This window comes from Lederbergia citrea (assembly GCF_018343525.1).
GTDB classification, from domain to species: domain Bacteria; phylum Bacillota; class Bacilli; order Bacillales; family Bacillaceae_C; genus Lederbergia; species Lederbergia citrea.
In genome coordinates, this window is sequence record NZ_JAGYPH010000001.1 from 944,265 (window position 1) to 955,875 (window position 11,611).

An 11,611-nucleotide genomic window follows, 5' to 3' on the forward strand; every position below is an offset into this window, starting at 1 on the left:
CTAAACAACATTTTTAAATTGCCAAATACAATATTTTTCGAAAGCAAATGGGCAGTAGTTTAGACTGTAAATAAGCTTCACAAAAGACCTTACAATATAATAATACTTTAGAGATTAATTTAAAATAAGGTGGTGAACTTTTAAATGTATAATCAGACAGAATACCCCTATATAAATGATGATCAGCAATTGGAGCGTCAATTTCCAAGCTTACCGGTGCCCTCGTTTCCGGGACCATCAGGTTTACCGGGCTTACCAGGACCTGGGTTTCCGGGACCATCAGGTTTACCGGGCTTACCAGGACCTGGGTTTCCGGGACCATCAGGTTTACCGGGCTTACCAGGACCTGGGTTTCCGGGACCATCAGGTTTTCCAGGTCTACCCGGATCACAAATTCCACAAGCTCCAACTTCTCCTCCTCCACCATTTATTCCTCAACAAGCAGTTGCTTCACCATTTGCTGTTGATCCAGGAGCAATAAGGTTGTGCCTGTTTCGTAATACTTTTATATGGCTCAGCAATGGTGAAGGATTTTGGTTTTATCCCATTTTCGTAGGTCCAAGATCTGTTGCTGGTTTCAGATGGAATGGTATATCCTGGATGATTTTTGGTATTGATACAAGGAGAATTATTTCGTTTACGTGTTTTTAAAAACTATGTGAACAAGAAAAACGTTTAGCTCGTAAATCTGTTAACGGTGAAAGGCACTGCGATTATTTATGAAAATGTCCTATGATATTAAATAAAAAGGAAGTTCTTTCTCACATTCGATAGTGATGCCGTTAACTGGTATCACTTTTTATAATTCAACCATAATATTGTGATGATTCTCACTAAACTAATGAAGATGGTGGATGAAATCGATTTTAAACGTTGCTTAGTTGATTTTACCGGACTAAAATAAGGCTTCATTAAATACATTCTTTGAATGTCAAAAACATTTTAAGATTTATAATCAAAAACTCTTGCTGACCAATTTTACTGACCTGAAGAAAGCTGAAATGTGATGTTATTTATTTCTTTAATTACTATAGCAAATAAAGGTATTTAATATTTTTATATCGAATACATATAATGCATTATATTGCTTTTAATATTTTCCGCAGTTCCAAAAACAACACAACATTACAAAACAGCGTAATTACACAAACGGGAGCTTAGTTGAAGAAGGAAATTTCAATAGGCATCTAGAACTAATATGAAACATATTTATATACATTAGTTTAGAAAAAGGAAGGTTTTAATGATAAATTACGAGATTATAAAAGCGAGTTCGGATAATGTAGAAACACTTACAAACCTAATGCAATTCTACATTTATGACTTTTCAGAGTTTATTGAAGCACATGTTGGAGAAAATGGGAGATTTGATGATTATCCTTTAAACAATTATTGGACAGAAGATAATCACTTCCCATATTTAGTTAGATTCAACGGAAATTACGCAGGTTTTGTCTTAGTTAAGTGGATAAAAACGGAAACTATATCATATTTTTCAATTGCCGAATTTTTTATTATGAAAAAGTATCGAAGATCTGGACTGGGTAAATCTGTTGCTAAAGATATATTTCGCTTACACAAGGGCAATTGGGTAGTTTTCCAAATGGAAAAAAATGAACGAGCACAATTATTTTGGAGGAATGTAATAAAAGAATACACGGGCGGACGATTTACTGAACGAGTAGAGGAAGGAAAAAGAATATTCCAGGAATTTTCCAGTTGAATGAAATCAATTAAAATGTTACACATTGTGAAATTTTCTACTTAAACGATGAACTGATGCCTTTTGATAATGTGACAGGTCTATAAGCTAAAAGAAACGCGGGCGTCTCTGTAATAAATAGGAACGCTTTTTCACTAACGGTGGAGGATAGTTGTATAATGCTTGCAAAAAAGGGATTGAAGATATGAAAGTAATAATTCATAATGTTTTTGTAATAATCGGTGTAATCATCAGTCTTATAGTTGCAACTTTTTTAGGTATCTTTAGTCAAGATATATCTTATTATTTTAATGAACAGTTTCCAACAATTAAGTTAACAACAGCTATAACTATCGTAACTTTCCTTAGTATTGGATTATATATAATTATCCTCATTTTAATATCTATTTTAAAAAAAACTAACAAAGTATACCTTATTGCGTTTGTCTTAATAGGACTTCCGATTTCTATATGGTCATTTTTTGTTTGGGCGATGTGGATGGGTTAATTTAATAAAATCTTTTGTACTAACGGGTAGCGATAATTCTAGAAGCATTATCGCTTATTTTTGTTGAAGTTATTGTACTAACGGAGTAGTTTAGTGAAAGAAGGAAAATTCAGAATACAGATAGAAAAAATTAGGAGGTATGAAATTTGAAGATCCAAAAAATAGATCATGTGGGTGTAATCGTAAATGATCTCTCTGCCGCTAAAGAGTTTTTTCTCGATTTTGGACTTGAAGTGAAAGGGGAATGGGAAATGGAAGGAGAGTTGATGGGATATGCAGTTGGGCTTAATGACGCTAAAGTAGCGTGTGTAGGATTGGGAACGCCAGACGGTCAGACATGGATAGAGCTAATCAAATTTTATTCACCTTCAGATGAAAAAGATATTCAGCAAACCTTTGCAAATACACTGGGTATCCGACATATTGCATTTACTGTTGAAGATATTGAAGCTGTTGTTGCTAAATTGAAAAAGAAGGGTACGGAAATCTTTAGTGAGATACAGCAATATGAAGAAAGTTATAAATTATGCTACGCTCGTGGTCCAGAGGGAATTATTTTGGAGTTGGCTGAGGAAATCAAATAAGTAATATTAATTAAAATTGTACGGCTCTTTGTTACTTTTTATTTTTTTAGTTTGTGTAAAAATGTACTTAAACAAACGGGTGCTAAAGTTGAAGAGCCAGTATTTTATTTCGACGGCTTTCTTCATGTGCTAACGATGCAGGTTAGCTGAAAAAGGATTAAGTAAGCTGACCCCCATTTGGAAAATGCATCACCGCTTGGGGGGTCAGAGTCTGATCTATTTTCGTTTAGGCTCCTGGATAGATACATGCTTGGGACGTTTTGGATATAATGCCTTGCCTGAATCGTCAGGTCCAGTAAGGTCATTTCGTTGATCTAGTACCTTTCCAGTATACTCAATAGGATTTTGTTTTGTCATGGTTACCACCTCCATTAATAGGATTGGTAAAAATTCAGCTCCAATGACAGGTAATTTTTCCATGGTGAGTTAAAACTTATTTTTTTCTTTCGATTACGTTGCATAGTGAAAAGGACAGAATCTTTGAATTCAAAGGTAGATTAAGGAACTGTTAAGTTTACATAGAGTTGTTCCGTTAAAGGGCCATTTAATGGAGGAAGAATATCAAGAAAAATTGAATACTTATGGTAATGACAGTATGGTGTTTGTGTGTGATCGTACTTAAACTAACGGGCAGGTTTATTTAAGAAGATGTTTAGATGAGCTATTTAATTCGGGCATATAACTTTAAAGAAAAGTTTGTCTTTTCGAAAGATTGGAGATGGTCAATATAGCAACCCTTCATTTAATGGTTGGTCTTCCGTGCAGTGGTAAAACTACACTTGCACGTGCACTTGAAAAGAAATATTCAGCACTGCGTCTGACTCCTGATGAATGGCACATCCGTTTATTCGGGCATGATTATGGGGAGAACATGACGGAATCAGATGAAGCTAAGCACGATGCTAGACATGATACAGTGGAATCTCTTATGTGGGACCTTGCAGCTAGAGTTTTAGTTCTAAACATTGATGTTATCCTCGATTTTGGATGTTGGGTTCGAAGTCAACGAGACGAGTTTCGTTCTCGAGCAAAGGACCTAGGAGCTGAATTTAAAATTCATTTTGTTGATGTATCTGAAGAGTTATTGTTTGAACGTCTAAAGACTAGAAATAAACAGAATCCAGATGGGACTTTTTTAATACCTGAAGCTAAACTTAAAGAGTGGATACAAATCTTTGAGCCACCTTCTTCAGCGGAACTTGAATAATTCTATACTTACAACTAAACAAGCTATTAGAAGTTCTTTTCTTGTTGTATTAACGGGGGCGATAATTCAAGAAGGTTTATCGCTTATTTTTGTTGAAGTTATTGTACTAACGGAGCAGGATAGTTTATTCGATTCACGAATATGTAAAACAAATATATCAATTCTGAAAGGTAGGACAATATTATGAATGATAATTTACAAGGAGATTTGGTGATTTCAAAAATAGCGGGAGAGCTCGTCACCGAGACCTTCGAGTACGACGGTGGACGGCAGGTCACGGTGTACGTGCCGCCGGATCCGACCGAGGCAGTCGTGTTCGCCGGTGACGGTCAGCTGATCTCGCAATGGGGCGGGTACCTCGAGGCCGCCGACGTACCGCCCACGATGATCGTCGGTGTCTACCGGACGGCCAATGAGGATGAGATGGTGCGCATCCATGAGTACTCACCGCCGTTCGACCAGGAACGGTTCGCGGCACACGAGAGGTTCTTCGTCGAGGACGTCCGCCGATGGGTGCGGTCGCGCTTCGGTGTCGCGCTGCCCGCCGAGCGAACTGCGGTGTGCGGCGTGTCGGCGAGTGGAGAGTTCTCACTCGCCATGGGGCTTCGGCATCCTGACATCTTCGGTGCGGTCTTCTCCGCGTCGCCAGGCGGGGGCTACCGACCGCCAACCATGATGCCAAGCCCGCTACCGCGCGCCTACCTCGTCGCCGGCACACTGGAGCCGTTCTTCCTCGAGAACGCGACCCGGTGGGCCTCCGCACTGCGCGATGCGAGCGCGGACGTCGTGATGACGGAGCGGGTCGGGAATCACGGCGACCCGTTTTGGGCAGGCGAGTTCCCGCTGATGGTTGCTTGGGCGTTTGGACGCTAAAACATCGCGGTCGAAGGCCAAGGATGCGTGACACCAAGCCCGACGTCTCTAGGACCTTGGCGTTCACCGGGCATCTCGGGCATCGGTTGCTAAGCCATCAAGTGCCGTCTGCAGGAATGCGTCGCGGCGTTCGGTTATCCCCGCTGCATCGAGTGGGCCGCCGTCCTCAACGAACCGGGAAAGCCACGTAACTCGGTAGACGTGTTGACCGCGGCGATGGCATCCCGATAGCAGACCGATCCTGAAGAACAGGTAAAATCATTATGCTAACGGACAGTTTAGTTCAAGAGAGGTTTTTAACTTGTATTCCACAATCGGGCCATATTGTTGAACAAGGTGAAATGGAGGACTTTTTATGTGGAAAAAAACGGAGCTAAAAAGAGCAATTGATTTTTTTATCCAAGGTGAGTTTTACTGTAGTCGCCAACCTACGACCCAATTATATGATTACGATTCTATAAAACATCTTGCTCTTGGTACAAATGTTGACGGCAGAACTGACGAGTTTTCGTTTATAATTCAAATCCTGCTCACGTTATTGAAATCATAAATAAACAAGACACCAAAGAAGACTATTGGCTTACAGTGTTTTCTGATGAAAAACCGTATAGTTATGATGCGGAGGGATATACCATCAAAAGTACAGAGTTTCTTATGATGTTAAATCTGGATAGCTGGTCTATTGAAACAGAAAAAAAGATCATCAAACGTGTCAAAACAGAGGAGGAGGCTCGACGTATCAATCATTTTTTTGATAAGGCTGCTATCGATCTAATAAAATTAGATGATCCAAATCTGCATTTTTATGTTGGTGAGGTGAATGGGCATCCTGCATCATATGGACGCTATTTACTATTAGATAAAACGGTATGTTTTTTGAGCGATGTATTTACTTCGAAAATTCATAGGGGTAAAGGAATAGCCAAAGCACTTTGCCGAAAAATGCTTATTGATGCCAAGCAGGAAGGCGCTGCCAAAAGTGTACTTGCTTCTAGTCAAACAGGGCATCCTTTATATCTAAAATTGGGTTATCGAGATGTAACAAAAATGTGGGTGCTTAAGAAGCAACTCTAAACAAAAGGGCGCGATTGTTTAATAAAACTCAGAATATCTTATCGACTTTATTGCTATATTTTTTAGTATAAAGTAATATTTACCATCAAAAATTAAACAACTATATTTTTAACTCCGTCCTAAATTTTGACGGGGTTATGATTGTTTCTGCCTTTAAAAAATTTTGTTGCCAAAGAATTGGTTAAGAAAGCAGGGTGAACAAGATATTAAAAAATGACTTTGATGACGATGAAATCATTAACCATCTAGCTATTTTTTCAAGTGATCAGAAAGGTGAAATTCTCATGATGAATGATGTATTAGGTTCAAGTGGTACTAATATAGGAATTTATGGTTATGCCATCTATGGGGTTCATTTATACTCTATTATGACTCACTGTAAAGAACGATTAGAAGGCACGAAGCTAATACTAGAAGATTATAAACTCTATTTACAAACTAACGGTCCGTATGTAATAGTCAGTGTATTCGAAATATTGATACCACCACTCCGGAGGGTTGACTTTGAAGCAAGATGAACGAAGATTGAAACAACAAGGCTTCTGCTTGAAACGAGTAAAGAGCTGATACGGGAAAAAGGATGCGATTCGATTACGCTGAAGGACATCATGGAAAGAACGGGCTTGTCAAAGGGGGCTAGTTTCCACTATGTGAAGAGCAAAGACGAACTTTTTGTGTGGGTGCTACAGGAACGGCTGGAAGAGACGAATGAACTTTTTATGAACGAAGTGGAGCAAGGACGCCGATCATTTGATGAGCCATATCAAAAAATATTTGAAAGTATTTCGGCTTATGTAGATGCGGACGTAACGAACAATGTGTTGATGTATTTGCTTGGATAAGAGGAGCAGCCGGTTATCGAAGAAGCGCTCAAGCGGTATTATGAGCGTTCTGTATTCCAGACAGTGGATCGAGACCGGTCAAAGGCATGGAGTTATTTCGGAATCGGTCGATTCAGGCAAAACAGCCGAAATGTTCGTTCTTCTGATAATCGTTTTGCGTGTCCGATCCACGATTCCATCTGTTCCGGCTGTTTTTAGGGCCCAAGAATTCTCGTCGTTTATTATCGGTATCTTAAAATCCCGGTAAAGGGAGCGGAAGGAATGATCAGTATGAGCTTGTGGTTAACATTGCATCTGATTGGAGTCGTATTATTCGTTGGAAATATCATTACGGCAGCCTTATGTAAGATGAGGGCGGATTTGACGAAAAATTCGGTTGAAATCCATAGTGCAGTCAAAAACATCCTCTGCCGATTATATATTTACGATCCCGGGTCTTGCCCTCATCATCGTCTCTGGCAGTTTAATGGCTGTACGCGCGGGAATGCCAATGTCGGGGTTTAACTGGCTTATATTGTCGCTCATATTATTAGCCGTAACCGGGATCATCTGGGCCGTTATTCTTATTCCGCTGCAGCTTAAAATGATCCGATACAGCGCGCAATGCATCGAAAGCGACGCTATCTCCAAGGCATATCAGGATGTTTCTCGCTCGTGGGCCGTCTTCGGAACCGCTGCTACGCTGCTGGCGCTCGTCATTTTATACCTTATGGTAACGAAAGGTTTCTAAAAGGGAGGGATCGAGATGGTACCATTTTATGTGCTTGTCGCCGCTTTTCTGCTGTTCAAGGCTATTGGCTTGATTGGAGTATCCTATTTCGAAGGCTGGCATACCTCGCTTCAAGTGGCGGTTACCGTCATGCTGCTGATTACCGCATCCGCTCATTGGGGGACAAGGCGCCCTGATTTAATCCGTATGGTTCCGCCGGCTTTTCCTAGACCGGATTGGATCGTGACGGCTACCGGAGTGCTTGAAATTGTCGGAGCTGTCGGCATTCTGTTTCAGGCCACCTCCAAGGCGGCGTCTTTAGGATTGGCGGTGCTGCTGTTGGCAATGTTCCCCGCAAATTTGCGGGCGGCCAGAGAAAAATTAACGATCGGGGGGAGGCCTGTACCTAAGCTGATTCCCCGAACTGTGCTTCAGATCGTTTTTCTTACGGCCGTCCTCTTGGCAGGTTGAACCTCTTGCATGAAAGAACCGACTTTCTCTACAACAGCCAAACACCACTTCCCTCAATTTTTAATAATTTATTTAAATACTCTTAAGAAAATGATAGTAAGTAATTTTGAAAACATGAAGATTAATCATATAGTGCAACTTGGTGAAGGCTGGATGAGTCGTGCCTATCTGATCAATCATGAGGCCGTATTTCGATTTTCAAAGGAAAAAGACGGAGCCATGGATACAGAAAAAGAAATAAAGGCGTTACCAAACCTGAAAAACATATTTCTCTAAACATACCGGAGTTTATTTATTGTGGGAAACAAGATAATGGCTATCCTTTTGTCGGCTACAGATTCTGATTGCATTATTTTTAAGTGTCAGCATACAGAAAATATTGGGTCATCAGCTTCCCCAATGGCTCCGGGTAGTAACTGGCAGGGTAGAGTTAGTTGGCGTCGCGGGATTGATTATTGGCTTTTGGATTGGTCATAGCAGGGTTATGGTTTGCAGTTACTATGCTGGATGGATTGATCACGCATAATAGAGTAAAGAATTCGTTCAGTAAAATCACACCTGCGTTCGTATAGAGGTTCTTTCTATTAAATTGAGCATACTTAACTTTTCTGAATTACAGAGCATCCTTTCATAAAAAGCGAAAATCTTGGGGGGATATTTTTTAGGCACAAGTATTTGCTCTTTATAATGCACGATGAATATCATGCTCTATCCGACATGTTTTCCTTGATGAACAATTGTTTAGTAAGTTAAACAATCTGGCCCGATTGTGAAGGAAGAAAGGTTAGAATGTATAAATCTTTAAAATCCAACTGTAAAGGTCATTTAAATTAACACTAATATAATAACTTTTTCTTAGATTTTAAACCTTTTAATAATAATGTTTTGATGTATTTTTCGTCGGAATTTTCAAGAATATCATCAAGCACTTTTTCATCCACTATGATTTGATACGATTCAAGGCAACACCATGCTGCAAATTTACTAAGAGCATCGACATCGTTTTTTTTCATTTTTCTCAAAGAATTTACCTCCTAGTATGTAATCACTTAAAGTATTGCCATAAAAACTATAAATCAACGCAAGAGTCTAACGGAATTGGGATCCTGATCTTTGGAATATTAGTTGTCACATATCCAAGGATTGCAGGTCCATATGATTTAGGATTGCTTCGAGCTCTTGGTGTTGCAACTACAGGAATGGGGTTTTTCAGTACCGTGATAACTCTTACGTCGTACAGAAGAAAAGAAAGATGGGCGTGGCTTACACTCTGGTATTATCCCACCTTTTGGACTTTGCACTTGGTTGGCGGACTGCCGCCAGGGAATGATCATATCAATCAAGTTGTTTTCATTGTTGTATCACTCCTGGGATTGAATGCTACCTTTTAGATATTTCTTCCCACGAGAAACCGTCTAACCTTGATGGTTAAAAAACGGGATTGCTAAGGCGATCCCGTTTTCTTATTGTACTAACGGGGGCGTTAATCAAAGAAGGATTAACGCTTTTTTTGTAGAAGTTATTAAACTAACGGACAGAATGGCACAAGAAGAAAATGGTTTATAATCAAGAATATAGTAATTGAAATTTGAATGGATAAAGAGGGGTTTTAAAAAGATGAACAAAGGGAAAATCATATTTTTAAACGGTGTAACTAGTTCTGGAAAAACATCCATAGTTGATGCTATTCAGTTAAAATCGGAAGACTTTTTTTATGTTCTTGCAATTGATCTTTTTGAACAAATGATAGGTGATAAGTATCTTCGTGAAAATTATTGGAAGTATATAAGTGAAACAAATATTATGATGTATTATAGCGCCAAATTATTTTCTGATCATGGTAAAAATGTACTTATTGACGGAATAATGCTGGAAAGGCCTGAAATTGAACCTCATTATGAAAAAGTAAATGACATTTTTGCTGGATATCCCTTACATATTGTTGAAGTGTTTTGCCCTTTGGAAATTTGCCGCCAAAGAAATATTGAACGTGGAGATAGAACCGAGGATCTATCAGATTGGCAAAGCAAAATTATGGCAAAAGATATACCATACAATTATACTGTCAACACACATTTAAATTCTCCAGAGGAATGTGCAGATTCTATTCTAAAAGGTTTGTTTGGCAAATCCGAAGTTTAGCGTATACGAAGTACCTTTATGCGGTTACTGCCGAAAAGCAATGTTATGTCTACTATCAAAGTTGATATAATCAAGAAAGCTATTCATAGTTATTTGCAGAAGAAACCACCCCGATCTGCCCGATCATTAAGGGTGGCTTTTTCTTTTCAATGGGAGCCAAATAATGAGATAGAACAGGTTGATTTTTTTGCAAGAAGTGATTTGCCTTCACAACTTCATCCTTGGAATGTTAAAAGGATTGAAGATGCATTTAACAATAAAGTAGCAAATTTACATATTTTTAACTAGTGATATTTAGAGCATCTTATATCTGTTAATGGATGCAAGAGTTAAAGAAGGGTTGCAGCAGCGCCCTTTTCTTCTTGTGAAAGGGCAGTATAGTTGAAGAGTGTTGTTTAACTTGTGTTCAACAATCGGACAAAAATAAATTAAGAAGGTAGACTCATTATAATTAAAGTGGATATGCACTAATGAAAAATATTTTTGATCATATGTATACAGCACAAATTTTAAAGCGTATTGACAAATTGAGTCCAAATTCACAACCACAATGGGGAAAAATGGATGTTTCCCAAATGCTAGCGCATTGTTCATCTTTCCAAGACATTGCAATGGGAAATTCTTTTCCACCAAGGAGTTGGTTAGGAATAATAGTAGGGAGGTTTGCAAAACAAATCATTTACAATGACAAGACATTGCCCCATAATATGTCTACTATTCCAACCATTTTAATTGCAGATGATAGAGAATTTGACACAGAAAAAGAAAAGCTTAAACAAAAAATTATCACATTCCAAAATAACGGACCAGAGAAGTGCACAACTCATCCGCATCCTTTTTTTGGAAAACTTACTTCTGAGCAATGGGGTAAAGGAATATACAAGCACCTTGACCATCATCTTAAACAATTTGAAGTTTAAACATCGAAAAACAAAATGAAACGATGTGTATCGTTAGTTGAAGAAAGTATCTCTAAGCCTAATTACTATTCTCTTTCATAAGATGAACAATGCTTTGATTTATTCTCAATTACTATTTGAAGCAATCAACACTATGTCTTTTTATAATCTTTTGTTTTGCCTTAAACGGGCGCAATTGTTGAATAAGACATGTACTTATGATCTTCAACAATCGGGCGCTTTAATGGAGCAAGGTTCACAAAAATGTTTCTTTATAGTCTTGAAATAACGGTAAAACAATGGGATGAAGGGGGAGGAGACGTTCTTTTTTCCCTTTTCCTCGAACTTAAATCGTTTGATTTTCTAAATTAACTTGCTCCCATGTTAAATCCACTAATTCTTGACGTCGCATTCCTGCTGTTGAGAGTAGTTTTAACATTAATTCATTCCTAATTCTTTGCGGACGCGGATCATGCTCTAAATAAGTAAATAATTTGTGAAGCTCCTGTAATGTCATATATATAGGTAATTTCTTATCAACTTTAGGTGATTGGATTCCTGCTGTGAAACCAGACTTCACGTAGTTTTCTTTCAAACAAT

The 11,611-nt window shown here is 38.7% G+C and carries 21 protein-coding genes; 18 read left to right on the forward strand and 3 right to left on the reverse strand.

Annotated features, from left to right (window positions below; genetic code table 11):
• The first annotated feature begins 144 nt into the window (after nucleotides 1-144).
• The 4 genes from KHA88_RS04825 to KHA88_RS04840 all read left to right on the forward strand — a co-directional run bounded on the left by KHA88_RS04825 (nucleotide 145) and on the right by KHA88_RS04840 (nucleotide 2,794).
• Nucleotides 145-651, forward strand: coding sequence for a collagen-like protein (locus tag KHA88_RS04825; RefSeq protein ID WP_213121446.1), 507 nt, complete (start codon nucleotides 145-147; stop codon nucleotides 649-651).
• Between the two features lie 592 nt (nucleotides 652-1,243).
• Complete coding sequence (locus KHA88_RS04830) at nucleotides 1,244-1,723, forward strand: GNAT family N-acetyltransferase (RefSeq protein WP_249305844.1); 480 nt, start codon at nucleotides 1,244-1,246, stop codon at nucleotides 1,721-1,723.
• 184 nt (nucleotides 1,724-1,907) lie between these two features.
• Complete coding sequence (locus KHA88_RS04835) at nucleotides 1,908-2,210, forward strand: hypothetical protein (RefSeq protein WP_213096900.1); 303 nt, start codon at nucleotides 1,908-1,910, stop codon at nucleotides 2,208-2,210.
• A 146-nt stretch (nucleotides 2,211-2,356) separates the two neighbouring features.
• Nucleotides 2,357-2,794 carry a VOC family protein gene (locus tag KHA88_RS04840; RefSeq protein WP_213096899.1) on the forward strand — a complete coding sequence of 146 codons (438 nt, stop codon included), beginning with the start codon at nucleotides 2,357-2,359 and terminating at the stop codon, nucleotides 2,792-2,794.
• A 216-nt stretch (nucleotides 2,795-3,010) separates the two neighbouring features.
• Here the strand turns inward: KHA88_RS04840 and KHA88_RS04845 are convergent, their stop codons facing one another.
• Nucleotides 3,011-3,151, reverse strand: coding sequence for a hypothetical protein (locus tag KHA88_RS04845; RefSeq protein ID WP_213096898.1), 141 nt, complete (start codon nucleotides 3,149-3,151; stop codon nucleotides 3,011-3,013).
• Nucleotides 3,152-3,512: 361 nt separating this feature from the next.
• On the opposite strand from KHA88_RS04845, the gene KHA88_RS04850 reads away from it, so the two are divergent.
• The 11 genes from KHA88_RS04850 (at nucleotide 3,513) to KHA88_RS04895 (ending at nucleotide 8,496) form a co-directional block, all read left to right on the forward strand.
• Entirely contained in the window at nucleotides 3,513-4,001 is a 489-nt protein-coding gene (locus KHA88_RS04850; protein WP_213096897.1) for a P-loop nucleotide/nucleoside kinase family protein, read from the forward strand.
• Between the two features lie 183 nt (nucleotides 4,002-4,184).
• Nucleotides 4,185-4,874, forward strand: a complete 690-nt coding sequence (locus tag KHA88_RS04855) for an alpha/beta hydrolase (protein ID WP_213096896.1) — start codon at nucleotides 4,185-4,187, stop codon at nucleotides 4,872-4,874.
• Nucleotides 4,875-5,229: 355 nt separating this feature from the next.
• Nucleotides 5,230-5,424 (forward strand): hypothetical protein, encoded by a 195-nt coding sequence (locus KHA88_RS04860; RefSeq protein WP_213096895.1) that lies wholly within the window; start codon nucleotides 5,230-5,232, stop codon nucleotides 5,422-5,424.
• A gap of 35 nt (nucleotides 5,425-5,459) precedes the next feature.
• Nucleotides 5,460-5,948: a GNAT family N-acetyltransferase gene (locus tag KHA88_RS04865; protein ID WP_213096894.1), complete on the forward strand. Its 489-nt coding sequence runs from the start codon at nucleotides 5,460-5,462 to the stop codon at nucleotides 5,946-5,948.
• Between the two features lie 194 nt (nucleotides 5,949-6,142).
• The gene (locus KHA88_RS04870) at nucleotides 6,143-6,466 is read left to right on the forward strand and encodes a hypothetical protein (RefSeq protein ID WP_213096893.1); all 324 of its coding nucleotides are present in this window, start codon (nucleotides 6,143-6,145) and stop codon (nucleotides 6,464-6,466) included.
• A gap of 78 nt (nucleotides 6,467-6,544) precedes the next feature.
• Entirely contained in the window at nucleotides 6,545-6,790 is a 246-nt protein-coding gene (locus tag KHA88_RS21265) for a TetR/AcrR family transcriptional regulator (protein WP_346728951.1), read from the forward strand.
• 270 nt (nucleotides 6,791-7,060) lie between these two features.
• A complete protein-coding gene (locus KHA88_RS21270) occupies nucleotides 7,061-7,294 on the forward strand; it encodes a hypothetical protein (RefSeq protein WP_346729170.1) in 234 nt (77 codons plus the stop codon).
• Nucleotides 7,239-7,520 carry a DUF2269 family protein gene (locus tag KHA88_RS21275; protein ID WP_346729168.1) on the forward strand — a complete coding sequence of 94 codons (282 nt, stop codon included), beginning with the start codon at nucleotides 7,239-7,241 and terminating at the stop codon, nucleotides 7,518-7,520. The genes KHA88_RS21270 and KHA88_RS21275 overlap by 56 nt, the downstream gene beginning before the upstream one ends.
• Before the next feature lie 15 nt (nucleotides 7,521-7,535).
• Nucleotides 7,536-7,970, forward strand: a complete 435-nt coding sequence (locus KHA88_RS04885; RefSeq protein ID WP_213096892.1) for a DoxX family protein — start codon at nucleotides 7,536-7,538, stop codon at nucleotides 7,968-7,970.
• Nucleotides 7,971-7,979: 9 nt separating this feature from the next.
• Nucleotides 7,980-8,246 carry a hypothetical protein gene (locus tag KHA88_RS04890; RefSeq protein WP_213121447.1) on the forward strand — a complete coding sequence of 89 codons (267 nt, stop codon included), beginning with the start codon at nucleotides 7,980-7,982 and terminating at the stop codon, nucleotides 8,244-8,246.
• A gap of 103 nt (nucleotides 8,247-8,349) precedes the next feature.
• Complete coding sequence (locus tag KHA88_RS04895) at nucleotides 8,350-8,496, forward strand: hypothetical protein (RefSeq protein ID WP_213107044.1); 147 nt, start codon at nucleotides 8,350-8,352, stop codon at nucleotides 8,494-8,496.
• Between the two features lie 310 nt (nucleotides 8,497-8,806).
• Here KHA88_RS04895 and KHA88_RS04900 read toward each other — a convergent pair whose 3' ends face one another.
• Nucleotides 8,807-8,992, reverse strand: a complete 186-nt coding sequence (locus tag KHA88_RS04900) for a hypothetical protein (protein WP_213096889.1) — start codon at nucleotides 8,990-8,992, stop codon at nucleotides 8,807-8,809.
• Between the two features lie 595 nt (nucleotides 8,993-9,587).
• Between KHA88_RS04900 and KHA88_RS04905 the strand changes: the two genes are divergently transcribed.
• The 3 genes from KHA88_RS04905 to KHA88_RS04915 all read left to right on the forward strand — a co-directional run bounded on the left by KHA88_RS04905 (nucleotide 9,588) and on the right by KHA88_RS04915 (nucleotide 11,032).
• Nucleotides 9,588-10,112: a phosphotransferase-like protein gene (locus tag KHA88_RS04905; RefSeq protein ID WP_213096888.1), complete on the forward strand. Its 525-nt coding sequence runs from the start codon at nucleotides 9,588-9,590 to the stop codon at nucleotides 10,110-10,112.
• A gap of 45 nt (nucleotides 10,113-10,157) precedes the next feature.
• The gene (locus KHA88_RS04910; protein ID WP_213096887.1) at nucleotides 10,158-10,400 is read left to right on the forward strand and encodes a hypothetical protein; all 243 of its coding nucleotides are present in this window, start codon (nucleotides 10,158-10,160) and stop codon (nucleotides 10,398-10,400) included.
• A gap of 182 nt (nucleotides 10,401-10,582) precedes the next feature.
• On the forward strand, nucleotides 10,583-11,032 hold the full coding sequence (locus KHA88_RS04915; RefSeq protein ID WP_213096886.1) for a DUF1569 domain-containing protein: 450 nt from the start codon (nucleotides 10,583-10,585) through the stop codon (nucleotides 11,030-11,032).
• Between the two features lie 325 nt (nucleotides 11,033-11,357).
• Here the strand turns inward: KHA88_RS04915 and KHA88_RS20855 are convergent, their stop codons facing one another.
• On the reverse strand, nucleotides 11,358-11,591 hold the full coding sequence (locus tag KHA88_RS20855; RefSeq protein WP_346729032.1) for a tyrosine-type recombinase/integrase: 234 nt from the start codon (nucleotides 11,589-11,591) through the stop codon (nucleotides 11,358-11,360).
• Nucleotides 11,592-11,611: the final 20 nt, after the last annotated feature.